General features: G+C 38.9%; 24 protein-coding genes and 1 riboswitch. Of the genes, 16 read left to right on the top strand and 8 right to left on the bottom strand.

The window, feature by feature from the left end:
• Nucleotides 1–68 precede the first annotated feature (68 nt).
• From LBYS11_RS10810 to LBYS11_RS10845, 8 genes are all read left to right on the top strand, one after another.
• Entirely contained in the window at nt 69–743 is a 675-nt protein-coding gene (locus LBYS11_RS10810; RefSeq protein ID WP_048392894.1) for a response regulator transcription factor, read from the top strand.
• Nucleotides 740–2,125, top strand: coding sequence for a HAMP domain-containing sensor histidine kinase (locus LBYS11_RS10815; RefSeq protein ID WP_103118106.1), 1,386 nt, complete (start codon nt 740–742; stop codon nt 2,123–2,125). Before LBYS11_RS10810 ends, LBYS11_RS10815 begins: the two co-directional genes overlap by 4 nt.
• Nucleotides 2,126–2,357: 232 nt before the next feature.
• Nucleotides 2,358–5,183, top strand: a complete 2,826-nt coding sequence (locus tag LBYS11_RS10820; protein ID WP_048392890.1) for a 2-oxoglutarate dehydrogenase E1 component — start codon at nt 2,358–2,360, stop codon at nt 5,181–5,183.
• 90 nt (nt 5,184–5,273) lie between these two features.
• Nucleotides 5,274–6,536, top strand: a complete 1,263-nt coding sequence (gene odhB / locus LBYS11_RS10825; protein ID WP_048392889.1) for a 2-oxoglutarate dehydrogenase complex dihydrolipoyllysine-residue succinyltransferase — start codon at nt 5,274–5,276, stop codon at nt 6,534–6,536.
• A 340-nt stretch (nt 6,537–6,876) separates the two neighbouring features.
• A riboswitch (Lysine riboswitch) is annotated at nt 6,877–7,063 on the top strand.
• Between the two features lie 119 nt (nt 7,064–7,182).
• Nucleotides 7,183–8,040 (top strand): transporter substrate-binding domain-containing protein, encoded by an 858-nt coding sequence (locus LBYS11_RS10830; RefSeq protein ID WP_004230114.1) that lies wholly within the window; start codon nt 7,183–7,185, stop codon nt 8,038–8,040.
• Between the two features lie 170 nt (nt 8,041–8,210).
• Complete coding sequence (locus LBYS11_RS10835; protein ID WP_004230111.1) at nt 8,211–8,936, top strand: amino acid ABC transporter permease; 726 nt, start codon at nt 8,211–8,213, stop codon at nt 8,934–8,936.
• Between the two features lie 12 nt (nt 8,937–8,948).
• Complete coding sequence (locus tag LBYS11_RS10840; protein ID WP_004230107.1) at nt 8,949–9,680, top strand: amino acid ABC transporter ATP-binding protein; 732 nt, start codon at nt 8,949–8,951, stop codon at nt 9,678–9,680.
• 263 nt (nt 9,681–9,943) lie between these two features.
• The gene (locus LBYS11_RS10845) at nt 9,944–10,141 is read left to right on the top strand and encodes a DUF6501 family protein (RefSeq protein ID WP_048392887.1); all 198 of its coding nucleotides are present in this window, start codon (nt 9,944–9,946) and stop codon (nt 10,139–10,141) included.
• Between the two features lie 48 nt (nt 10,142–10,189).
• Here LBYS11_RS10845 and LBYS11_RS10850 read toward each other — a convergent pair whose 3' ends face one another.
• Both LBYS11_RS10850 and LBYS11_RS10855 read right to left on the bottom strand, forming a co-directional pair.
• Nucleotides 10,190–11,257: a toxic anion resistance protein gene (locus LBYS11_RS10850; protein ID WP_009371332.1), complete on the bottom strand. Its 1,068-nt coding sequence runs from the start codon at nt 11,255–11,257 to the stop codon at nt 10,190–10,192.
• Nucleotides 11,254–11,904 (bottom strand): 5-bromo-4-chloroindolyl phosphate hydrolysis family protein, encoded by a 651-nt coding sequence (locus tag LBYS11_RS10855; protein ID WP_004230101.1) that lies wholly within the window; start codon nt 11,902–11,904, stop codon nt 11,254–11,256. The genes LBYS11_RS10850 and LBYS11_RS10855 overlap by 4 nt, the downstream gene beginning before the upstream one ends.
• A gap of 416 nt (nt 11,905–12,320) precedes the next feature.
• On the opposite strand from LBYS11_RS10855, the gene LBYS11_RS10860 reads away from it, so the two are divergent.
• Complete coding sequence (locus tag LBYS11_RS10860; protein ID WP_048392884.1) at nt 12,321–12,533, top strand: hypothetical protein; 213 nt, start codon at nt 12,321–12,323, stop codon at nt 12,531–12,533.
• A 94-nt stretch (nt 12,534–12,627) separates the two neighbouring features.
• Here LBYS11_RS10860 and LBYS11_RS10865 read toward each other — a convergent pair whose 3' ends face one another.
• The 3 genes from LBYS11_RS10865 to LBYS11_RS10875 form a co-directional block, all read right to left on the bottom strand.
• Nucleotides 12,628–12,894 carry a CPCC family cysteine-rich protein gene (locus tag LBYS11_RS10865; RefSeq protein ID WP_016994024.1) on the bottom strand — a complete coding sequence of 89 codons (267 nt, stop codon included), beginning with the start codon at nt 12,892–12,894 and terminating at the stop codon, nt 12,628–12,630.
• Nucleotides 12,895–13,013: 119 nt separating this feature from the next.
• A complete protein-coding gene (locus LBYS11_RS10870) occupies nt 13,014–13,295 on the bottom strand; it encodes an acylphosphatase (protein WP_016994023.1) in 282 nt (93 codons plus the stop codon).
• A gap of 45 nt (nt 13,296–13,340) precedes the next feature.
• Complete coding sequence (locus LBYS11_RS10875; RefSeq protein ID WP_066036792.1) at nt 13,341–15,068, bottom strand: globin-coupled sensor protein; 1,728 nt, start codon at nt 15,066–15,068, stop codon at nt 13,341–13,343.
• Between the two features lie 87 nt (nt 15,069–15,155).
• Between LBYS11_RS10875 and LBYS11_RS10880 the strand changes: the two genes are divergently transcribed.
• The 3 genes from LBYS11_RS10880 to LBYS11_RS10890 all read left to right on the top strand — a co-directional run bounded on the left by LBYS11_RS10880 (nt 15,156) and on the right by LBYS11_RS10890 (nt 16,664).
• Nucleotides 15,156–15,476, top strand: coding sequence for a DUF1033 family protein (locus LBYS11_RS10880; protein ID WP_233732723.1), 321 nt, complete (start codon nt 15,156–15,158; stop codon nt 15,474–15,476).
• Nucleotides 15,477–15,697: 221 nt separating this feature from the next.
• Nucleotides 15,698–15,898 (top strand): cold-shock protein, encoded by a 201-nt coding sequence (locus tag LBYS11_RS10885; RefSeq protein WP_004230088.1) that lies wholly within the window; start codon nt 15,698–15,700, stop codon nt 15,896–15,898.
• Nucleotides 15,899–16,172: 274 nt separating this feature from the next.
• Nucleotides 16,173–16,664, top strand: a complete 492-nt coding sequence (locus LBYS11_RS10890; protein WP_103118107.1) for a YkvA family protein — start codon at nt 16,173–16,175, stop codon at nt 16,662–16,664.
• A 62-nt stretch (nt 16,665–16,726) separates the two neighbouring features.
• Here the strand turns inward: LBYS11_RS10890 and LBYS11_RS10895 are convergent, their stop codons facing one another.
• Nucleotides 16,727–17,542: a S1C family serine protease gene (locus tag LBYS11_RS10895; protein WP_103118108.1), complete on the bottom strand. Its 816-nt coding sequence runs from the start codon at nt 17,540–17,542 to the stop codon at nt 16,727–16,729.
• A 58-nt stretch (nt 17,543–17,600) separates the two neighbouring features.
• On the bottom strand, nt 17,601–18,239 hold the full coding sequence (locus LBYS11_RS10900) for a hypothetical protein (RefSeq protein ID WP_103118109.1): 639 nt from the start codon (nt 18,237–18,239) through the stop codon (nt 17,601–17,603).
• 169 nt (nt 18,240–18,408) lie between these two features.
• Here LBYS11_RS10900 and LBYS11_RS10905 point away from each other — a divergent pair, with 169 nt between their 5' ends.
• From LBYS11_RS10905 to LBYS11_RS10920, 4 genes are all read left to right on the top strand, one after another.
• The gene (locus LBYS11_RS10905; protein ID WP_103118110.1) at nt 18,409–18,879 is read left to right on the top strand and encodes a DinB family protein; all 471 of its coding nucleotides are present in this window, start codon (nt 18,409–18,411) and stop codon (nt 18,877–18,879) included.
• 80 nt (nt 18,880–18,959) lie between these two features.
• Entirely contained in the window at nt 18,960–19,517 is a 558-nt protein-coding gene (locus LBYS11_RS10910; protein WP_048392873.1) for a TetR/AcrR family transcriptional regulator, read from the top strand.
• Nucleotides 19,518–19,544: 27 nt separating this feature from the next.
• Nucleotides 19,545–20,780 carry a beta-ketoacyl-ACP synthase II gene (fabF, locus tag LBYS11_RS10915; protein WP_103118111.1) on the top strand — a complete coding sequence of 412 codons (1,236 nt, stop codon included), beginning with the start codon at nt 19,545–19,547 and terminating at the stop codon, nt 20,778–20,780.
• A gap of 199 nt (nt 20,781–20,979) precedes the next feature.
• Nucleotides 20,980–21,726 carry an amidohydrolase family protein gene (locus LBYS11_RS10920; RefSeq protein ID WP_103118112.1) on the top strand — a complete coding sequence of 249 codons (747 nt, stop codon included), beginning with the start codon at nt 20,980–20,982 and terminating at the stop codon, nt 21,724–21,726.
• Nucleotides 21,727–21,782: 56 nt separating this feature from the next.
• On the opposite strand, the gene LBYS11_RS10925 is transcribed toward LBYS11_RS10920, so the two are convergent.
• Nucleotides 21,783–22,502, bottom strand: coding sequence for a metallophosphoesterase family protein (locus LBYS11_RS10925; protein ID WP_048392870.1), 720 nt, complete (start codon nt 22,500–22,502; stop codon nt 21,783–21,785).
• Between the last annotated feature and the right edge of the window lie 18 nt (nt 22,503–22,520).

A 22,520-nucleotide genomic window follows, 5' to 3' on the forward strand; every position in this document is an offset into this window, starting at 1 on the left:
TGATGTTATGCTATAACAGTATAGGGATAAAAATCCTACATCGTTATTTTGGAATAGAAGGTGATATGATGCCTAAGAAGATATTGTTGGTAGAAGATGAAAAGCATATCGCTCGCTTTGTCGAACTTGAATTACAACACGAAGGCTATGAAGTAAAAACTGCCTTTGATGGTCGAGAAGGATTGGCTTTGGCAACATCGGAAAATTTTGATGTACTTTTACTGGATGTGATGTTACCAAGTATTAATGGGATTGAGATTTGCCGTCGTATCCGAACACAATCACAAGTACCGATCATTTTATTAACGGCACGAGATGCTGTGATGGATCGTGTAGCAGGACTCGATGCAGGGGCTGATGACTATATCGTCAAACCTTTTGCGATAGAAGAGCTGCTGGCTAGGATACGGACGATTTTACGTCGTGTCACGCCAGAGCAGACAAGCAGTGAATCTTTATGCCTACGGGATATTGAAATAGATGTAGCTGCCTATGAAGTTTTCGTTCAGGGGAATAAACTTGATCTAACAAAGACAGAATATGACTTATTGAAACTATTAATCGAGCACAAAAATAGAGTATGTACACGAGAGCATATTTTAACATCCGTTTGGGGCTATGATACGGATATCGAGACCAACGTGGTAGATGTTTATATCAGACATTTACGTACAAAGCTCCCTGGGGCGATGAATGATTATATTGAAACCGTTCGTGGTGTTGGGTATGTGATGCGAGAATGAATAAGTTAAGAAATTATTTACGTCAGCAGTCCCTGCAAAAAAAATGGATGCTGACCTCAAGCAGTGTCATCTTTATTAGCTTTACGATTATTTGTGTAGTCGTCTATGTTTCTCTGCATACATGGTTATTAAATGATGAGGAGAGTAAGGTCAATCGGACAAGTAAGGATATCATCTCATTTTTAGAGTCCCAAGGTCCTACAATTACCATTCAGCAAATTCAGCAAAATACAGGCTTGCTCAAATCGATTGCGGATCGTGATGAGACGGTCCGAATATTTAATGCTGATGGGGTGGATATTTTACGAATCAATGATACCTCTGCTGCAGCACCACTTAATTCGTTGCAAGAAATTTTTGAGATGACCATTGATAAGCAGGATGTGCTGGTCATCAATGAACCGATTCGGATGGGCTTTTTCCAAGGCTATATTCAGGTGATTCATCCGTTAACTAGTTTTCAATCTCTCATGCATTATCTTTTGACAGCCATGCTGATTGCAGGGTTAGGAGCCTTAGTGTTATCTGGCTCTATTGGCTATTATCTAGCGAACTATTTAATGAAGCCACTACACGAATTGCGTGCATCCATGAAAACTGTGATGGATCAAGGATTTAAGGAGCCTATACAGCTAACCTATACATCACATGACGAAATTGGTGATTTACTGAAGATGTATAATGCCATGATGAACGAGCTGCAAATCTCATTTACCCAGCAGCAGCAATTTGTCGCCGATGCTTCTCATGAGCTGCGTACACCGATTCAAGCAATTGAAGGGCATCTTTCTCTTTTAAAAAGATGGGGCAAGCATGATCCTGCCATATTAGAGGAATCCATTGATACCTCCTTAACAGAAATTGCTCGTATGCGCAAAATGATTGAGGAATTATTAGAACTTGCACGGCGTGAGGAAAAAGATGAAACAAGTGAGGCCAATGCATTAGTGGTCATCGAAGCAGTGATGGATGAGGTAAAGCTTGTTCATCCACAAGCGCGAATATTGCTGTCGAAACATGGTGAAATTGGTCCGTTATTTATCACCGAAAATGCACTAAGTCAAATCGTTCGTAATATAATAGAGAATGCCATTCGTTATTGTGAAAAAATTCCTGAGATACAAATTTCTATTTCTGTTGCTGGAAATTATGCATGTTTAGAAATTACTGATAATGGTATAGGAATAGCACAAGACAATATTCCGTTTATCTTTGATCGTTTTTATCGAGTGGATGAAGCAAGAAATCGCCAAATTGGTGGAACAGGCTTAGGGCTTAGTATTTCGAAGATGTTACTTGAAAAATACAATGCCACAGTAGAAGTCAAGAGTGAGGTTAATATTGGAACCGTTTTCTCGCTGAAAATCCCGCTAAAATATTAAGAAAAATACACGCTTTATTTCATTATTCTATCCTTTGCGAAAAAAATTGCTTAATTTGCTAAAAAGAGTTGTATTTTTTGTGAAGAGTAGTAAGATTGAGATGGAAAAAACGTTCTTTAAAATATGGAAAAGTAGTGAGAAACATTCTTTTAAAGAACGGCTAAATATTATATAATTAATTGCAATTTAATTAATGGAACTGCCGAAAGGCAAAATTTGGAGGTCATTTTTCATGTCGAACAACGTTACAACTGTAAGTTCTCCATGGTCAGCTTTCTCTGGTCCTAACCTAGGATATGTGATGGAGCAATACGACTTATTCTTACAGTCTCCTGAAGAAGTAGAACCGGAGTTAGTTTCTTTATTCCAACAATTTGGTGCACCAGTAGTAGTAGAAGGTGAAGTAGCTGTAGCTAGTCATACAGCAGCGGCTCCTGCTGGCGATTACAAAAAAGTGTTAGCCGCTGTAAAACTAGCAGATGCAATTCGTTCACGCGGTCATTTAGCAGCAGATATCTATCCTCTGAAAAACCGTGAACTACAAACAGCTCAAATTGAAGAAAGCGCGTTCAACTTAAGCGCTGCAGATTTAGCTGAAATTCCTGCAGCAATCTTCTTCAAAGATGTGCCAGCAAACGTGAAAAATGGTAAGGATGCAATCGACTATTTAAAAGCTATTTATACAGATAAAGTAGCATTTGAATATGGTCACGTAGTAGCTACTGAAGAACGTGATTGGATTCAAGCGCAAATCGAATCAGGCTCATTCAAACAAGCATTATCTGCGGATGAGAAGAAAGCCTTATTAGATCGTTTAACTCGCGTTGAAAATTTCGAGAAATTTATTCATAAAACTTTTGTAGGACAAAAGCGTTTCTCTGGTGAGGGCTTAGATACGCAAATCGTTCTATTTGATGAAATTATTAAAACGGCAGAAGCAAAAAATGTGGAAAACGTACGTATTGGTATGGCACACCGTGGTCGCTTAAACGTTTTAACACACATTTTAAATAAACCTTATGACATGATGTTCTCTGATTTTGCACATGTTTCCAATGATTTATTTATGCCAGAGCATGGCCGCCTAGAAATTACAAAAGGTTGGACAGGTGATGTGAAATACCACATGGGTGCTTCTTACAACCGTGAATCCGGTATGAATGTGAAATTGGCTTACAACCCATCTCACTTAGAAGTGGGCAATCCAGTAGTACTTGGTGCTACTCGTGCAACACAAGATGATACATCTAAACCAGGGCAACCTATTTTTGACCGTACAAAGGGCTTAGGCATTCTTGTACACGGTGATGCTGCATTCCCAGGTCAAGGGATTGTAACAGAAGTGTTAAACTTCGCTAAAACAGAAGGCTTTACAACAGGTGGAACAATCCATATTATCGCAAACAATATGATTGGATTCACAACGGAACATTATGATTCTCGTTCTTCTGTGTATTCTTCTGACCCTGCAAAAGGCTATGAAGTACCAGTAATCCATGTCAATGCAGATAGCCCAGAGGCAGTAGTGCAAGTTGGACGTTTTGCGGCAAACTACCGTCAAACATTTGGCAAAGACATTATTGTGGACTTAGTAGGTTACCGTCGCCATGGTCATAATGAAACAGATGACCCAACAGTGACAAACCCAGAAACATACAAATTAGTGTCTAAACATGAAACAGTGCGTGCATTATATGGTGCACAATTAGTGGCAGAAGGTCTTGTAACTGCTGATGATGTAGCAGCACTAGATACAGCTATCTATGCAGAAATGCAAGCAGCCTATGACCACGTCAAAGAAATGGCAGAAAAAGATGATCATCATCATTTAGAAATGCCAGAAGAATTAAAAGTAGAGTTCCCACAAATTGATACAGCAGTAGGTGCGGAACGTTTAGAAAAAATCAATGAAGAGCTTTTAGTGTTTGAAGAAAACTTCGAACCACAGAAAAAGCTTGGTAAAATCTTAGAAAAACGCCGTGATGCTTATGCGTCTGCAAAAGTTGACTGGGGTCATGCTGAAACTTTAGCGTATGCAACGATTATTCAAGATGGAACACCAGTACGCTTTACAGGTCAAGATGCACAACGTGGTACATTCTCTCAACGTCACTTAGTACTGCATGATAAAAACAATGGCAATGTCTTCACACCACTACACCATATTTCTGGTGCGAACGCATCCTTTACAGTACACAACTCTCCACTGACTGAAGCTGGGGTGGTAGGCTTTGAGTATGGTTACAACCTAGAAAATAGCCATGTACTAACAGTATGGGAAGCACAATTCGGTGACTTTGCGAATATGGCACAAGTGATGTTTGATAACTTTATTTCAGGGGCACGCTCAAAATGGGGTCAAAAATCTGGTCTAGTTATCCTTTTACCTCATGGTTATGAAGGTCAAGGTCCAGAGCACTCTTCAAGCCGTATGGAACGCTATTTACAAATGTCAGCTGAAAATAACTGGTTTGTAGCGAACTGTTCAAATGCAGGAAACTACTACCACTTATTACGCCGTCAAGCAGCATTATTAGGTACAGAAGGGGTACGTCCACTTGTAGTCGTATCACCAAAATCATTATTACGTCACCCATTAGCTGCGGCGAATGCTGAGCAATTAGCAAATGGTTCATTCCAAGAAGTGATTGAACAACCAGGCTTAGGGGCTAAACCAGAAGCTGTAGAGCGTATCGTTTTAGGTACAGGTAAAGTGATGATCGACTTAGCAGAGCGCGTGAAAGACGGCGAAGGCTTCGATCACCTACACATTATTCGTGTAGAACAACTTTACCCATTCCCAAAAGAGCAAGTAGCTGGTATCATTGCTAAGTATCCTAATGCAAAAGAGATTGTTTGGGTACAAGAAGAACCTAAAAACCAAGGCTCATGGAATTATGCATTAGAAACATTATATGAACTTTCAGAAGGTAAAAAACTTCGCTATGTAGGCCGTCCTGCAATGAGCTCAACTTCTGAAGGGGATGCAGATTCTCATAAAGCAGCACAAGCAGCTCTTATTGAAGAAGCGGTTGCTGAGCCAGTAAAGGTTAAATAACATATATCAATTTTTGAAACCGGGCTACTTGCCCTTAAGCAGTAGCCCTTCTATGTGCGTCATGCACGTTAATCAAAGGAGGAAATGAAAGTGGCTGAAATTAAAGTCCCTGAATTAGCAGAATCGATTACAGAAGGTAGTATCGCACAGTGGGTAAAAAAAGTGGGCGATCGCGTTGAAAAAGGTGAATTCATCGTTGAACTTGAAACAGATAAAGTAAACGCTGAGATCATTTCTGAAGAAGCAGGTGTATTAACACAAATTTTAGCTGAAGAAGGCGATACTGTACTAGTTGGTCAAGTTATCGCAGTAGTAGAAGCAGGCGAAGGCGCAGCAGCAGCTCCAGCAGCGGCAGCACCAACTGAGGCAGCACCTGCACCAGCAGCGCCACAAGCAGCACCTGCACCAGTTGCAGCAGCTCCAGTAGTAGAAGAAACTTCTGGTGAGCGTGTAGTTGCATCTCCAGCAGCACGTCGTCTTGCACGTGAAAAAGGTATTGACCTTGCAGCGGTATCTCCAGTAGATCCACAAGGACGTGTACGTGTACAAGATGTAGCAGCTCATGGTACAGCACCAGCTGTAGCACCAGCAGCAGCACCTACATCCGTAGCAACTTCAGGTGGCCCAGTAGTATTCACACCAGCAGCTAATTCTGACCGTGTAACAATTGAAAAAATGAGCCGTCGTCGCCAAACAATTGCAAAACGTTTATTAGAAGTTAAACAATCAACAGCAATGTTAACAACATTCAACGAAATTGACATGACAAACATCATGGCACTTCGTAAACGTAAACAAGAAGAGTTTGTAAAAGCAAACGACATCAAACTTGGTTTCATGTCATTCTTCACTAAAGCTGTTGTTGCAGCACTGAAAAAATACCCATACGTAAACGCTCAAATCTCTGGCGATGAGATTCATTTAAATAACTTCTTTGATATCGGTATTGCTGTATCGACTGAAGAAGGTTTAGTCGTACCAGTTGTACGCGATGCTAATAGCAAAAACTTTGCAGAAATCGAAAAAGATATTGCTAACTTAGCGACAAAAGCTCGTGATAAAAAATTAGGCTTAAATGACATGGCTGGTGGATCATTCACAATCACAAATGGTGGTGTATTCGGTTCATTAATGTCAACACCAATTATGAACGGTACACAAGCTGGTATTTTAGGTATGCACTCAATTGTAAACCGTCCAGTTGCAGTAAATGGTGAAGTTCAAATCCGTCCAATGATGTATGTAGCACTTTCATACGATCACCGTATCATCGATGGTAAAGATTCTGTAGGATTCTTAAAAACAGTTAAAGAATTAATCGAAAATCCTGAAGATTTATTATTAAATTCATAATTCCATTAAACCCTGCGAACAATGTTCAGCAGGGTTTTTTGTATGACGAAAGGTATTGAGCGATTCTATGCTTGAAAGAGTACGAATGGTACATCGTTTATAGGAGCAAAGAAAGAAAAAAACGCAACTTTTCTCATATGTAGAACATACTCTATAATAAATATTTGTTGTAATTTTCAGAAATATCAACAAAAGTTCAACGATTTAAAGTGGAAGCAGAACGCACAATATCCTAATATTGTCATTAGTCAGAAAAATGTTAAAATCGTCTTGACGAACATATTAGTTTTATAGTAGTATCTAAATATCAATTAAATAAACAAACCTCACGAATTGTTACCAGTGAGGTAGAGGCGCGGTATTTATTAGTTCATTGTTGAGTAAAAGCAAGCGAAGACGCAATGAAGAAGGAAATATCGCCGAAGTATAAAAGGAGCTCGTACTTTTATACTGGGTCTGCAGTGAATAAGTGCAGGACTGTCCTAGTAAATGGATTTCCAGATTTACTAGGTTGTGCTATCTCGGAAACATGGAAATTATAGTGAGGATTTGGGCAACTGTCATAAAAGGTAAGACCTAAGTTCAATAAACTTAGGTCTTTTTTAGTACAGTTGTCTTATTTTTTTACAGAAAAGGGGAGTTTTTCATGAAAAGAAAATGGTTGTTAGTAATGATCTCTATCATGACGGCAATTGTGCTAGCTGCATGTGGCACAAGTGACAAAAAAGAGGGCGGTTCAAGTGATGCTGGAACTGACAAAGAAGAAGGTGGCGGTGAATTCCGAATTGGAATGGAGGCTGGCTACCCACCGTTCAACTGGACACAGCAAGACGATGCAAATGGTGCAGTGAAAATTGCGGATAATGCAGAGTATGCAGGTGGCTATGATGTACAAATGGCAAAGAAAATCGCTGAAGGTCTAGGCAAAGAGTTAGTCATTGTTAAAATGGAGTGGGACGGTTTAGTTCCAGCGCTACAATCAAACAAAATTGATGCAATTATTGCAGGTATGTCACCAACAGAAGAACGTAAGAAAACAATTGATTTTACAGAAAACTATTATACTTCTGATTTTGTTATGGTTATTAAAAAAGGTAGCAAATATGAAGGCGCAAAATCGATTCAAGACTTCTCAGGTGCTAAAATTACATCACAATTAAATACATCAAACTACACAGTTATCGATCAAATTAAAGGCGTAGAAAAGCAAACAGCAATGGAGAGCTTCCCAGCAATGCGTGTGGCGTTAGAAGCAGGTAAAATTGATGGCTATGTAGCTGAACGTCCAGAGGGCATTTCCGCTTCTGCTGCCAACGATAAATTCACATATGTAGCATTTGAAGAAGGCTTTGATACAGACCTATCAAATACTTCAATTGCTGTAGGCTTACGTAAAGATGACGCAAATCGTGAAAAAATCAATGAAATCCTAAAAGGCATTTCAGAAGATGATCGTCAAGCGATTATGGAAGAAGCTATTTCTCAACAACCCGCAGCACAATAATGACATGGCACGGACTAGCAATTAGTCCGTGCATGATCATTTCATCATTATCAAAATGAGAACCTCTCTACATAATGATAATGTCCTAGCGTGACAAATCATAGAATGGTAGAAAGAGCTAGGACACAAAAGAAATAAGCGAGCAAGATGACATTGTTAGGAGGAACATCATGAGTCTTGAATGGATACTTTCAATTATTGAAAACAACTGGCAAATGTTTTTACGAGGTGCGTATTATACGTTACTGATTTCGAGTATTAGTACAATTATTGGTGCATTTATCGGATTTTTCATCGGAATTATGCATACGATTCCAGTTCGTAAAAAAGGTGTGAAATTTTATAGCTTAAAGCTCATTAATTTTATACTAACATGCTATGTTGAATTTTTCCGTGGTACACCAATGATTGTACAAGCTATGGTTGTCTACTACGGATTAGATATCGCATTCGGTATCGATATGCACTTTATTACAGCAGGTATTTTAGTCGTTTCCCTCAATACAGGGGCATATATGGCAGAAATTGTTCGTGGCGGTATTGTATCCATTGATAATGGTCAATACGAGGCAGCATCAGCAATTGGCATGAATCACTTCCAAATTATGCTTCATGTTGTCTTACCGCAAGTAGCGCGTAATGTTTTACCAGCGACAGGTAACCAATTAATCATGAATATTAAAGATACAGCCGTATTAAATGTCATTGGAGTAACGGAATTATTCTTCCAAACAAAATCAATTTCGGGTAACAACTTCCGTTATTTCGAATCATTCTTCGTTGCATGTGTTCTTTATTTCATCATGACATTTACCGCATCTCGCATCCTTCTGTATGTTGAAAAACGTCTAGATGGTCCTGATGCCTATCAAAAAGAACAAAAAGAAGCCGTATAGGGGGACGCACAAATGGCAGTCATTAAAATCGAGCATTTAAGTAAATCATTTGGACGTAACCAAGTGTTAAAAGATGTGAATTTCCAAGTGGAAAAAGGAGAGGTAGTTTGTTTAATTGGCTCCTCTGGCTCTGGTAAATCCACATTGCTTCGTTGCATAAATTTATTAGAAACGCCAAGTGGCGGTCAAATTATTTATAAAGGGGAAGACATCCTAGATGAAAAGCACAATATTCAAGAATATCGCACACATTTAGGCATGGTGTTCCAGCAGTTCAATTTATTTAACAACCACAATGTCATAAGTAATTGCACGGTGGGCCAAATCAAAGTGTTAAAACGTTCGAAAAAAGAAGCAGAAGAAACGGCGCTTAAATATTTGAAAATCGTTGGCATGGATCAATATGTGAATGCCAAGCCCCGTCAACTCTCGGGTGGACAAAAGCAGCGTGTGGCCATCGCTCGTGCCTTATCAATGAATCCTGATGTAATGCTATTCGATGAGCCAACATCCGCATTAGACCCAGAAATGGTGGGTGAGGTATTAAAGGTAATGCGTCAGCTAGCAAACGAGGGCAATACGATGCTCATCGTGACACATGAGATGGAATTTGCCAAAGAAGTAGCAGATCGTGTTGTCTTTATGGATAAAGGTGTAATTGTGGAAGAAGGCCCTCCAGCACAAGTATTAGTCAATCCACAACATGAACGTACGAAGGAATTTTTAAAGCGTACATTAAAATAAGCACAAAAAAGTGAGTCCAACCTGTTGGACTCACTTATTTTCTAGAATTCCATTCTGCATAAAGTACAAAGCAGATTGCGAATGCTACAGCAATGATAAAAAACCATTGCGGTACACCACCAAAACTCATCATAACACCTCAAATTTTCATTTTTTTTGGATAGAATAGGTATAGTATTTCTTTTTTCTCCACAAAAGACCAAAAATATTATAAAATAAGCAATAGACATTAGCTTTTGCTAGTAAAGAGAGGTAGAGAGAATATGTTACATTTAAAATGGAAAGATGCGCCAACATTACGAACGGTTACTTGCAAACATACAAATGCATCGAAATACTTAGTATCAAACGTATTAACAGTAGGAAAAGAGTATGAAGTGAAAAATGAAACAGAAGAGTTCGTTTTTATCATCGACAACACAGGTAATGTCGGTGGCTACTATAAAGATTATTTTGAATAAAAACAAACAGGGTGGTTCAGAACATTTGCTGAGCCACCCATTTTTTTGTTAATCTCGCTGATAGCTGCTAGCACCCGCCACATCCTGTAGCTGTTGTTTCTCTTGTTCAGTTGCGGTATGCAGGGCAAAGACATCTTTAATTGCTGTTTGCAGCTCTTGCTGTGTTTCTTTAAACTTCGAAACTTGCTGTTCAAACGTGGGACTTGAGAAGCGATCATGAGCCCTTGATAATCGCTCCTCTAAACGTGCATAATGATGATCCATATGCATCGATAGCATCATCGCCAGTTGGTTTTTCCAGAGCGGAATCAAGGTAACGATAGAAAACTCAATTTTTTCAGCTAATGTTTGATTGGCCTGCTGAATCATACGGATTTGAGGAGCTGTTTGCAGAGCGACTTGCTGTGATACTTGTAAATCATAAATACGTTGATCGAGTCTTTCGATTTGAGCAGCAAAGTCATTTAATTGCTGGATCGCAAGTGGCTGTTTGGTAGCTTGGACACTCGTTATTTGTGCAGGTAGCTCTACCTCAATGGCTTGCTGCTTTTTCATTTGTCCTGCGGCAATCGCCGTTGCCAATTCCTCAAAAAATCCTCGATTATGGGCATAAAGCGCCTCTAAGTTTTCAACATCTTTTATCAGCTGAAGCTGTGCACGTTCTAGCTGAACGCCAATGCGCTCCACCTGTATACTAATACGTTCAAATTCTGTGAGTGTTTGCTTCACATTAGGCTCGGTTTTGCCAAAGATTTTTTTGAAAAAGGTTTGCTTTTTTGGTTCCAAAGCAGTCGGATCTACTCGATCTAACGTCTGCATTAAAGAATCCAGCATTTGACCTATTTTAGTGACATCCTTTTGCTTTACTTGAGCAAGCATGCGGTCGGCAAATTGAGACAGAGCTCGCTGTGAATCTTGCCCAAGGGACAGCAATGATTCAAAATCAGTCAAATCGATTTGACTGGCATACAGTAATGCGCGACTTTGTGCAAGAGGCGATAGCGTTTCATAAGTCGCCATCGCCTCGTTTTGCGGAGTTGTTTCTAAATAGGATTGGACTAGTGGAGAAAGCCCTGGTATGGTATTTAGTTGAAATGCGTGTTCGTTTGCTGTCATTTATCATCGCCTCGCCAGTCCAATTGTTCTCTACGTCTAAGATTGGAACGATTTGCGAATTCAATCTCCATTTGCAGATGATCGATATCATTTGCAAGTGCATCCTTTAAATCAATTTGAATTGTGTCATTCAAATCAGTTAGGGTTTCACGTGTTTTGGATAAAGTTAATTGAATTTCCTTATCCTTCACTGGCTGCTTGGAAAGCATTGTATATTTATCCGTTAATTCTACAGCAGAAGGTAAGTGTGCATAGAAAAATGGTTCCACATTATAAAATTTACGTGGGTCTGTCTTGACGATTTTGACGATATTTTTGGAGATACGCGTCATTTCAAGTAGTTGTTTAAACGCTGAAACAGAACGTACACGTAAATAGTTTTGACTCAATGTTTGAATATGCTTATTAGCTGTTAATACTTGTGTTTCAATGTGTTTGAATTCTTCTTTTGTGATGCCTGCTATTTGCATGACTTTCTTTTTTTGTCTATGTTTCAGCAACGCTGTACTCGTCGCATAGGAACCCGCAAACAGTAAACCACCAAGGAAGAATCCAGGATTTGCCGCAATTGCTGCGATAGAAACAGTTGTGAGCGAAATAAGAAAGCTGGCACTATGTCTAGAGAAAAACTGTCCGACACTAAGCATTGTTTCATCCTCCTTGCTTTTCAATATGTCTATCTTCTTATACGAAATAATCGACATAAAGTTTCATTGAAAATTAATCCCTTACATAAATTTTACTGCTATTTGTGAACTTTCTCAATGATAATACATAGAATAAGTGAGTTGTTTCGATGAATAAGTCGGTTTTGTTATCCTAAGGAGCCATTCTGGCATCGGAATGAGCGATTTTTTGCATCTCGGTCACTGAATAGAGGAGCGTAATTTGATTCAAGAGCGGCTTCTGCCTCAAAGCGAGCGGTTAAGTGAGATCCATGAGCGGCTCCAACTCGAAAAGGAGCGGTTTATTTTCTAAGAAGAGCATCTTCATCCAAAATGAATGAGTCTTGTATGAAACTTTTTCCAAATGAATTCGTAACTGATACAAAGGGGGATATAGGATGACGAAAATTTTTCTGGTGTCTATTACAAAAAATATGGATGAACCAGTAAGTGAACAGAAAGTGAAAGAAAAAGTCTTTGAGAAAAAATCAAAATTAAAAGCCTATTTAAACAAAGAAGGCTATATGAAGGAATCTAAAAATCAATATGTGAAAATCACTGATGAATCGATATTAGTTGCTGCCATTCAAAAAATAAAAATCAAAAAATGATGATAGGTCATGTTCTTAAGAGCATGACTTTTTTGATTTCAATAACTAGGAGAGGAGGCATCATTCAAAGAACCCATAGCCCAGTGTCAGCTCTCTAGAAAAACGGCTTCCAATTTGAATCTTTTTCGTCTTTTTCGTTTGGTTTTCTTACAAACGCAATACATCGTTCTTCGCATGCACCAAATATATTAAAATTTTTCTGTGCTTGCCTTAAGGATAGCGTATTAGCTCCACCTCCAAAGTCATAATCATAAAATTGAACGCCGTCATCTTCCCAAAAACAAATTTCACATATCTCGTATGTACCTGGTGGTTTTCCTTTCATTGTCTTATATCCGCAACAAGGACAAGTAAATTTCATTATAATCACTCCCAAATATTTTTCGATAATTTTATCATACTTCCTTTATGACAAAATCAGTGTTAAGATTAAAAATTGTTGAACCCCTCTCTAAAACAACACTACAAAAAAGCCAGACATTAAACAATGTCTGACTCCATACGTATATAGCCTTTTAAATCATCGTATAATTCTAAAGAAAATGAATTGGAATCGGCTTGGGGACTAACGCCTTTTTGGACAAAAAGGAGAAATTCATTGAGTGCCTTTTCTGAGCCCTCCACTTCCACTTCAATTTGCTCTGCGTCATTCAATCGACAGTATCCTTTTAACCCTAATTCAATAGCTTTTTGCTTGATGAAGAATCGGTAGCCTGTGCCATAGACATCACCAAAAAATTTTATACTTGCTCGTTTGTTCAAGGGAATACCTCCTACTTAATAGAGGAGAGGGGCGAACCTCTCCTTTTATTGCATGACACGTTCTTTTTCTAAATAGGCAATTAAGTTATTAATGTGATAAAGTACATGCTTAGATGCCTCATCGACTTCTTTTAGATGAATATCAGCTTGTTCGATATGACCCGCTTTATGAGCTTCAGCCGCAAGCTTCGCTGATTCATGGACGCGTAAATGATAGCCATCTAATTCATGATAGTCCTGTAAATGACCGAAACGTTCGACTGTACGAGGCGCAGTGTACCATTTGCCAAGTCGACAGTCTCTATGAGAAGAAACATCGCTTGGATCAACGTTTTCTAGGCCAAGGAACATGTTATAAATGCGCCATTTCCATAAAATATGATCCGCCTTCGATAATTGTAGTAGGGCAATAGATGAAAGTTGTACATTATTGTTAGCAATAAGATCATTACGGAAACGGTTAATTTCTTTCCCTAATAAATGAATATCGCTGGATGTATTATGACTATAATCACGAATATCTTCCTGCAAGCTTGAAATTTCAATCATTCTTGCTGAAACTTCATCAATCGCGGCTGCTTGTTCCTGGGAAATGGCAGCCGTATTTGTCACATCTAAATTAATACCCTCAATCGCTTGAACAATGGCGTTTAATAATGGTAACGAATCTTTTGCTTCAACGGTTGCTTCTTTAATAATAGCTGTCGTATCGGTAATTGAGTTAGAAACATCATTCGAATAACTCTTTAAATGATGAACATTTGCGGATACTTCACTTAGCGCAGCTACCGTGTTTTCAGCAAGCTTTCGTACTTCCTGTGCAACGACCGCAAAGCCTTTCCCATGTTCACCTGCACGCGCTGCTTCAATGGAGGCATTAAGTGCGAGTAGATTCGTTTGATCGGCGATTTGATTGATTAATGTGACAACCTGCTCAATATCATTTACCCTTTTTTGTAATTCCGAAAATGAGTCAACAATGGATGTAAAGGTCTCCTCTGTTTTAAAAATCTCCGATAGGGCATGCTCAATAGCATTTTTACCTTTTGTAGCATGGTCAACAGATTCAGTTGTTTTCTCTGATATATGAGAAGACATGCGTGCAACCTCATTGATAGAAGCTGCAATCTGTTCTGTGGCAGCAGTAGAGGATTGAATCTCTTCATTTTGCTTATCTAGGCTAAAAACTAAATCTTTCATGTACATAATTTTGGCATTGACATCCATTAAAGAAGATACTTCTCCTACCACATTTTCAATAATGCGTTCTGTTAACACTTCCACTAATAATTCTTGATCGACATTGACAGCGGATTGGAAGGATTTCATATATTGAAATGCTTTATTTGGTTTGATACCAAAATTGTATAAAATATATGTAGTAATATAGAAGGCAAATTGGTTGAAGACAACAATTAATTTACCAGGCTCGTATTGATGCTTGCGGAATAGATTGAAAAATTTGACAGTTTCATCTACATAATGATCATCACGAGTTGCTAAGAAAAACTGTGTTAAGTATTGATTAATATTTTCTTCACTAATGATTAATTGAGAGGTAGGGGATATCTCGCTTAAATAATGATGAAAAATGGCATTCATGGAAGGGGTAATGTCTTTGAGCTTTTGATAGAGTGCCTTTAAGTGCTCCTCATCTTGTGAAGTAAAATGATTGAATGCCAGTGTTTGGTAAAATCGGCCTGTTGCATGTAAATCTGTACCACGTTTGAGTAGTTCTTCTAGCTCTGCTTTAGGTCGAATACTTGAAAACATAAAAATACCTCCAAAAAGTATGTATAATAAGGTAATAATAGCATAATTCAGGTGGTTTTAATAGACATTTCAGTTGTGTTTGCTAAAATGAAACTATCTTATGACAGCAAGGAATGGGCAAATATGTATACAATTATTTACATGAAAGCGGACTATGAGCCTTGGTGGAAATTTGAAGGCTGGGAAGCTTATATTCAAACTGAAGATACATTTGACACGAAGGAGCTCTTTGAACGTGCATTACAGCAAAAATTAGCGCATTTTCGTTCCTCTTACGATAATGAGGCAACGAAAGAGGAGCAGTATTGGGCTTTTTGGTCTGAGGATGAGAGCTTTTACTGTGAGGCTTGCGATGATGATGCACAAGTATATCATGGGATAATTGCGTGTAAAATAGAAGAGAAGTAAAAAAATTTTGAAAAAAAGTAAAAAAGATTTTTTCTTTATTTGACAAAATTATGGATGGCAGTTATACTTAACTTAACAATTTAATTGCTTCACCGGAAACATGAATTCACATATTACAAAAAGTGATCGCGTTAGTTCGGTACTCTTTGTAATATGTGAATTTTTTCAATCGCTGAAGAAATTACATATTGTTCACTTTTATTTTTTGGAGGTTTTCTTAAATGAAACAAGGTACAGTAAAATGGTTTAACTCAGAAAAAGGTTTTGGATTCATCGAAGTTGAAGGTGAAAACGACGTATTCGTACACTTCTCAGCTATCCAAGGCGAAGGTTTCAAAACTCTTGACGAAGGTCAAAAAGTGGAATTCGAAGTTGTAGATGGCAACCGCGGACCACAAGCTGCTAACGTAACTAAACTTTAATTCTCAGTAATTAAAATTACTTTCGTTAAACCCAAGACATCCTATGCAAATAGGATGTCTTTTTTGTATCATTTGCAAGTTTAAGGATTACAAACCCTATTTTAGGTTAAATATATAGTAGTGGCGGATAGCCATGCAAAAGTAAAGGATAGCGCTATAAAAGCAGCGGATAGCCATGTGAAACTGGAGGATAGCTGCACAAAAGTAGCGGATAACCCCATAAAATGGAGGGTAGCCCCGCCAAAATAGCGCATAGCTGTAAAGAAGGAGGCAGATGAATGTGAATAATGAAGAAAAATTGCCTGAAGAACAGGAGCAAAAGGATTTTTATCAGAAACTACGTACAAAATTAGTAGCTTTCCTTGGGTCGAAAAAGGGAAAAAGTAACAAGTTTACTCCGTATTTAATGTTTGTGCCTGATTTATTTCATTTGTTAATTAAAACAGTAACCGATGCGGGTGTAGATAAAAAGAGTCGTGCATTAATTGGGGCATCCATTGCGTATTTTGTATTACCGATGGATTTAATGCCAGAAGGACTGCTAGGCTTTGGTGGCTATTTAGATGATGTTGTACTAGCAACTTTTGTGGTAAATACCATTATTAATAAGTTGGGTCCAGATGTAGTGGAAAAGCATTGGACAGGGGATGACAAGCTTTTACATGTGCTACAAAAGGTTGCAGAAGTGAGTGATGAGGTTGTCAGTAAAATTCCTGTAAAATCGCCAATTGCTCAGTTCGTCAAGCAAGAAAGTAAAGATAAATAATAATATTATGTAAACCTAAGACGCCTTATAAAAAATGAACCTGCTTATTACAGGTTCATTTTTTATTGCTCTTCTAATAAATTTCGGAGTTGTTGTACAGGAACAAATAGGCCAACATTTCCAATGGGCTCATATTTCATCGTGGCAAAGATAACCCCAATGACCTCACCATGTTGATCGATTACAGGGCTACCACTATTGCCACGATAAACAGGAGCTTTTAGCATCCTAACTGGCTCCTGCCAATCTTCTAATTGAATGGCTTCTAGCAATGTTCCTTCATTAGCGATGCCGGTGAAAGCAAGTGGATTTCCAATAAAATAGACATGTTCATTAACAGTGTAAGGTGGATCTTCTGCAAGAGGTAGATAGGGAAGTTGCTCAGCTTGCACCTGTACAAAGGCTAAATCTACGGCTGGATAGCTCTCGATTAATGTTGCTTCCATCAGTCCCTCATCAGGAAAGACAACTGATAATGTTGTGGCATGTTCGACAACATGGGCGTTGGTGACAATCAGACCATCTGGTGAGATGGCAAAACCAGTGCCTTTACTGGAGCCTGTTGAAATTTCAACGACTGCCTTTTTATAGGTTTGTATATCTTCTTGTGCAGAGAGCCGCGTTGAAACCTTGATAAATTCAAGCGCAGGTATGGAGTAGATTTGAAAAATGAGGGCAAATGTATTGAAAAACAGCACTAGTGCCATACCCCACACGATCCAGCGTACAAGAGGCTTTTGTTTTTTTGGCTTTTTTCCATAAATGCGTTCTTCTCGCGCCTGTGCTAATGCTTTTTGCTGTTCCTCGAGTACAAGTTCAATAAATTCTTCTTCCGTTAATTCATCTTGCTTTGGTGTTGCATTATGTATATCACTCATTGATTGGCCTCCTTTGCTAAAAAACAGACGCCCAAGCAGGACGCCTGTTTTCTTTCAATTATTCTATTTTTTGCAAGGTTGATGTCACAACAAATGGCTCATCTTGCTCTGTTTCCATCGTATCCTCTTTGCGAATTAGACCAATGTCCTTTGCAAAATATTTGGTTGTGGTCATTTGATCTTCAGAGCGACTTAGCTGGATGACATCTTGATAGACCGTTGTACCAGTATCAACAGTAGCGGTCGTTGATTCAATGGTCCAACCTTGAAAGCTTGTCCCGACTTGTAAAGGCTTTTGAAGTACGGTTTCCAGTACAGGATAAGATGCTGCCTCAGCTGCACTTGGCATGCTTGGATTACTGTCAACAGGTTCTCGATAGACAAGATCAATACTTGTATCCGTTATGCGGTAGATTTTTGATAGTGTCACACCACCATTATCCTCTATTTGTACGATATGCTGTGTATCGAGGTAGGTAGTTTTTAGTGTGAAGCTAGCAAATTCATTTCCTTCCCCTTGAAAAGAAGCAACAGATCCATCAGGTGGAAAATAGGAGAGAAGTGACGTTTGATCTTGTTCCACTGCTTGCTTGTCTTCCACAGATGGTGTTGGAGCTGGCACAGGCTCTTCCTGAACTTCTTCACGACAGCCAGCCAGCAAAAATACTACAGAAAGTACTAGAACAGGGTATCTCATGGGCACACTCCTTCGCTATTTTCTTTCATTATACGTGAACGAGGAGTGTTATACGAATAATATGAGATTGTATAAATAATATTATTATGTAAACTATTTAATGAAAACTTGTAACAGCATGGAAAATTATCTATGATAGAAATGAAGTGAAAAAATGGGGGGCAAAGACATGTATAGACATGTAGATGATTTCTTACAAGAATGGTCAAATGCATCAAACGGGACACTACAGGTATTACAGGCTTTAACAGATGACAAGCTTCAGCAAAGTATTGTAGAGGGTCATAGTACACTTGGTTGGTTAGGCTGGCATTTAGTTGGAGCAGCAGGTTATTTTAGCTATCTAGCAGGCTTAAAAGTACCAATGATTCGCCAAGAAGATCCTGTGCCATCGACTGCGGCTGAGATCGTGACAGCCTATGAAAGCGTAGCAAATGGTATTAAAGAGGAAGTGGCTAAGCTTTCGAATGACGAGTTACTAGAGGTAGTAACAGGCTTTAAAGCGCCGATGCCAAAAGGGGCTTTATTACGTGTATTAATTGACCATCAAACACATCATCGTGGACAAATGACGGTCCTACTACGTCAAGCAGGTTTACCAGTACCTGGCGTGATGGGACCAACAAAGGAAATGCAATAATCACGCAAGCAGCAGATAAATCGTTTATCTGCTGCATTTTTTAGATTGACACTTACCTACTAGTAAGTTAGTATAAAGCCATGACAAATAGAAAAATGCAAATTATAGAATTAACATTGAAGAATATTCAGGAAAAAGGATTCACATCATTTAGTTATGAGCATTTAGCAAAGGAGCTTGGCGTCACGAAAGCCAGTATTCACTATCATTTCGAGAAGAAGGGAGACTTAGGGATTGCTGTTTGCGAAAGAATTCAACAAGGATTAGAGAGAACTTTTACATTGATGAAGGAGTCCACTTTGCCAGCTGAGGAAAAGCCATTTGCCTTTATTATGCAGCGAATAAAATTTCTAGAGCAAGACGGCATTTGCCCTATATCAGCTTTACAGGCGGATTATCAAGAATTACCGCAACCAATGCAAGAAAAGCTTCAGCAGCTTAGTCAAATGGAAATCGATGTCTTTGTTGAGCTATTGAAAGAAGCTAAACAACAGGGCGCACTCCAAGCTACTAATGATTTGGAGGCTCTAGCTGTATTACTTATTTCAAGTACGAAAGGGGCATTACAATATAAACGTGTTGTAGGAGAAGCGTTCTTTCAAAAGATGCTGGAGCAATTAAAGGAACTGTTAAAGTAAGACATGATACGAGAAGGAGCGATGTGCATGGTACGAAGAGTCGTTGTTACTGGATATGGTGTTGTTTCCCCGTTAGGTAATTCGGTATCAGCCTTATGGGAGAATATTAAAGCAGGAAAATCAGGGATTCAAAAAATTCAAGGGGAGGCATTTAGCGGCATTAATACGCAAATTGCTGGGACGAGTACGGATTTCGATGCAACGCTGTATATGGATAAAAAAGAAATCAGTAAATATGATCTATTTGTGCAATATGCTGTTGCCGCTGCCCAGCAAGCTCTGACACAAGCCAATTTAAATATGGATCAGGTAGATAAGGAGCGTTTAGGCGTTTACATTGGCTCTGGCATTGGGGGCATTGAAACGATTTTAGAAAATCATCAAGCGATGCTCAATCAAGGGCCTAGGAAGGTGTCACCATTTATGGTGCCGATGATGATTAGCAATATGGCTGCAGGAATACTAGCAATCAAAACGGGCTTTAAAGGACCAAGCTTTTCACCTGTTTCTGCCTGTGCGACAGGAAACCAGGCGATTGGAGAAGCTTTCTTAGCGATTCGACATGGCTATGCGGATGGCATTTTAGCAGGCGGAGCGGAGGCACCGATTAATCCACTTAGCTTTGCAGGATTCTCCCGCATGAAAGCCATGTCCACTAGGAATGAAGAGCCAACAAAGGCCAGTCGACCATTCGATAGCGAGCGGGATGGCTTTGTCATGTCTGAAGGAGCTGGCATCGTATTCCTAGAGGAGTATGAACACGCCAAACAAAGGGGTGCTACGATTCTGGGTGAGATTGTTGGCTATGGTGTGACAACAGATGCTTATCATATTACAGCTCCTGATTTTATGGGTGCTGCCAATGCCATGAAGCTGGCATTAAAAATGGGTGCTATCGATGGGGCAGCTATCGATTATATCAACGCACACGGCACAAGTACTCCAGAGGGAGATAAATCTGAAACAAAGGCTATTAAACACGTTTTTGGTGACCATGCCTATCAACTAAAGGTTAGCTCCACAAAATCGATGACAGGACATCTATTTGGCGCGGCCGGTGGAATTGAAGCCATTATTACATTGAAAAGTATAATGGGGGGCATTATTCCACCAACCATCAATTATGAAACACCAGATCCCGAATGTGATTTAAACTATGTTCCTAATGAGGCACTTCATCAAGACGTTAACTTTGCGCTATCGAATGGGTTTGGCTTTGGTGGTCATAATGCTGTGCTAGCATTTAAAAAATTTGAGGAATAAGGCATTAGCTTAGCTAAAAAGAGTGGTATGAAATTAATTGTTCATACCATTTTTTACGTTTGTTTTATCAACTTGAAAAGAGAAGAGGGAACTTAAGCTATTGCAAGTCAATAAGTTTTCCTTATGATAAATAGCTGGAAATTCGTATTATAACTTATAGTTAGAGTATGGTAAATTCAAAGGAAAAGGGGGATAAATGATGCGAATCTTTGATGCACACTTTCATATCATTGACTTTAATTTTCCGATTATCGAAAATCAAGGTTATACGCCACCAAGCTATGTAGTAGAGGATTATCAAAAGGACACAGTGAGTCTCCAGATAGCGGGAGGCGCCATTGTATCAGGATCTTTTCAAGGATTTGACCAAGCCTATCTTTTAAAAGCATTGAAACAATTGGGTCCCACGTTTTGTGGGGTAACGCAATTACCTAATACGGTCACGGATGATGAAATTGTACATTTACATAACAATGGGGTACGGGCATTACGCTTTAATAGTAGACGAGGTGGTTCAGAGGATTTATCACAGCTAGAAACCTTTGCACGACGGGTTTATGATTTGGTGGGCTGGCATAGTGAATTATATATCGATGCGAAGGAAATACCGGAGATAGCTTCGACAATTGAAGCATTACCAGCCATCTCCATCGATCATTTAGGGTTGTCGGAAGAAGGGCTGCCACATTTATTAAAGCTTGTTGATAAGGGAGTACGTGTCAAGGCGACTGGCTTTGGTCGTGTGGAGCTGGATGTGAAGCATGCTTTACAAGCGATTTATAATGCTAATCCAGATGCCCTCATGTTTGGAACGGATTGCCCGTCTACTAGAGCTAAACGACCTTTTAATTATGGGGATGTGGAATTGATTCAACAGCTATTTGATCAACAGGCTGCTGATAAAATCCTCTACAAGAATGCGCTGCAATGGTATTTTCAGCGTTGAATATAAAAAGAATCCATGTTGGCATGAAAATGGATTCTTTTTTAATTATGACGGTACTAAGCATTTCGATAGTTGGCAAACATAATTTCATTATAATACTGATCTAATTGAGGCATACCTAGTTCTTTTGCGATCATTAGCTCAGCCTCTCGGTCATATGCTACTCTAATAAATTGGATGGCATTGTTTGACTGTGTTCCATCTAGAATGGCATAGGAAGCAGAAGTTAGGTCAAGTGAATTACCAACACTCCCTACATTACAAAGAATTCCTTGTTTATATGTATGTAAAAAAGTTGTATGGATATCGCCATAGAACACAATATCAGGATGTTTCTTGTAATGGCTTGAATTGGTTACTGCAGTATTCTCAAACATAGATAAACGCTTTTCAAGTGGATGATTTGGTAGGATACGTTCAAATTCACTTCTTGGAGACGCATGGAAAAATCTTATGAGCTGTTCATTTAATTCTAGATCAATATGGAAGGGTAATGACCCGAGATATTGATAGTCTTTTGCTGTTAATCGATCTTTAAACCATTGGAGAAAATCATTGTCAGTAGGGGATTGAATAAATACGTCCCAATTGCCTCGTACGACTTGTTCACAATTCTGTTGGATAAGTTCTATACAGGCAGAACCTTGAGGGCCCTTGCCGATTAAATCACCTAAACAAAAAATTCTGTCAATCTTTCTTAAGCGAATGTCTTTTAATACGGCCTCTAATGCCGTTTTATTCCCATGAATATCTGATATAATTGCAATTTTCTTCACGAAGATTACCCCCTCATT

Source organism: Lysinibacillus sp. YS11 (assembly GCF_002896375.1).
GTDB lineage: Bacteria > Bacillota > Bacilli > Bacillales_A > Planococcaceae > Lysinibacillus > Lysinibacillus capsici.

Bases quoted from the DNA above. Each gene is read 5' to 3' on its own strand.
- LBYS11_RS10810 (WP_048392894.1), top strand. From the start codon at position 69: ATGCCTAAGAAGATATTGTTGGTAGAAGATGAAAAGCATATCGCTCGC.
- LBYS11_RS10815 (WP_103118106.1), top strand. From the start codon at position 740: ATGAATAAGTTAAGAAATTATTTACGTCAGCAGTCCCTGCAAAAAAAA.
- LBYS11_RS10820 (WP_048392890.1), top strand. From the start codon at position 2,358: ATGTCGAACAACGTTACAACTGTAAGTTCTCCATGGTCAGCTTTCTCT.
- LBYS11_RS10830 (WP_004230114.1), top strand. From the start codon at position 7,183: ATGAAAAGAAAATGGTTGTTAGTAATGATCTCTATCATGACGGCAATT.
- LBYS11_RS10835 (WP_004230111.1), top strand. From the start codon at position 8,211: ATGAGTCTTGAATGGATACTTTCAATTATTGAAAACAACTGGCAAATG.
- LBYS11_RS10840 (WP_004230107.1), top strand. From the start codon at position 8,949: ATGGCAGTCATTAAAATCGAGCATTTAAGTAAATCATTTGGACGTAAC.
- LBYS11_RS10845 (WP_048392887.1), top strand. From the start codon at position 9,944: ATGTTACATTTAAAATGGAAAGATGCGCCAACATTACGAACGGTTACT.
- LBYS11_RS10850 (WP_009371332.1), bottom strand. From the start codon at position 11,257: ATGACAGCAAACGAACACGCATTTCAACTAAATACCATACCAGGGCTT.
- LBYS11_RS10855 (WP_004230101.1), bottom strand. From the start codon at position 11,904: ATGCTTAGTGTCGGACAGTTTTTCTCTAGACATAGTGCCAGCTTTCTT.
- LBYS11_RS10860 (WP_048392884.1), top strand. From the start codon at position 12,321: ATGACGAAAATTTTTCTGGTGTCTATTACAAAAAATATGGATGAACCA.
- LBYS11_RS10865 (WP_016994024.1), bottom strand. From the start codon at position 12,894: ATGAAATTTACTTGTCCTTGTTGCGGATATAAGACAATGAAAGGAAAA.
- LBYS11_RS10875 (WP_066036792.1), bottom strand. From the start codon at position 15,068: ATGTTTTCAAGTATTCGACCTAAAGCAGAGCTAGAAGAACTACTCAAA.
- LBYS11_RS10880 (WP_233732723.1), top strand. From the start codon at position 15,156: ATGAAACTATCTTATGACAGCAAGGAATGGGCAAATATGTATACAATT.
- LBYS11_RS10885 (WP_004230088.1), top strand. From the start codon at position 15,698: ATGAAACAAGGTACAGTAAAATGGTTTAACTCAGAAAAAGGTTTTGGA.
- LBYS11_RS10890 (WP_103118107.1), top strand. From the start codon at position 16,173: ATGAATGTGAATAATGAAGAAAAATTGCCTGAAGAACAGGAGCAAAAG.
- LBYS11_RS10895 (WP_103118108.1), bottom strand. From the start codon at position 17,542: ATGAGTGATATACATAATGCAACACCAAAGCAAGATGAATTAACGGAA.
- LBYS11_RS10900 (WP_103118109.1), bottom strand. From the start codon at position 18,239: ATGAGATACCCTGTTCTAGTACTTTCTGTAGTATTTTTGCTGGCTGGC.
- LBYS11_RS10905 (WP_103118110.1), top strand. From the start codon at position 18,409: ATGTATAGACATGTAGATGATTTCTTACAAGAATGGTCAAATGCATCA.
- LBYS11_RS10910 (WP_048392873.1), top strand. From the start codon at position 18,960: ATGACAAATAGAAAAATGCAAATTATAGAATTAACATTGAAGAATATT.
- fabF (WP_103118111.1), top strand. From the start codon at position 19,545: ATGGTACGAAGAGTCGTTGTTACTGGATATGGTGTTGTTTCCCCGTTA.
- LBYS11_RS10920 (WP_103118112.1), top strand. From the start codon at position 20,980: ATGCGAATCTTTGATGCACACTTTCATATCATTGACTTTAATTTTCCG.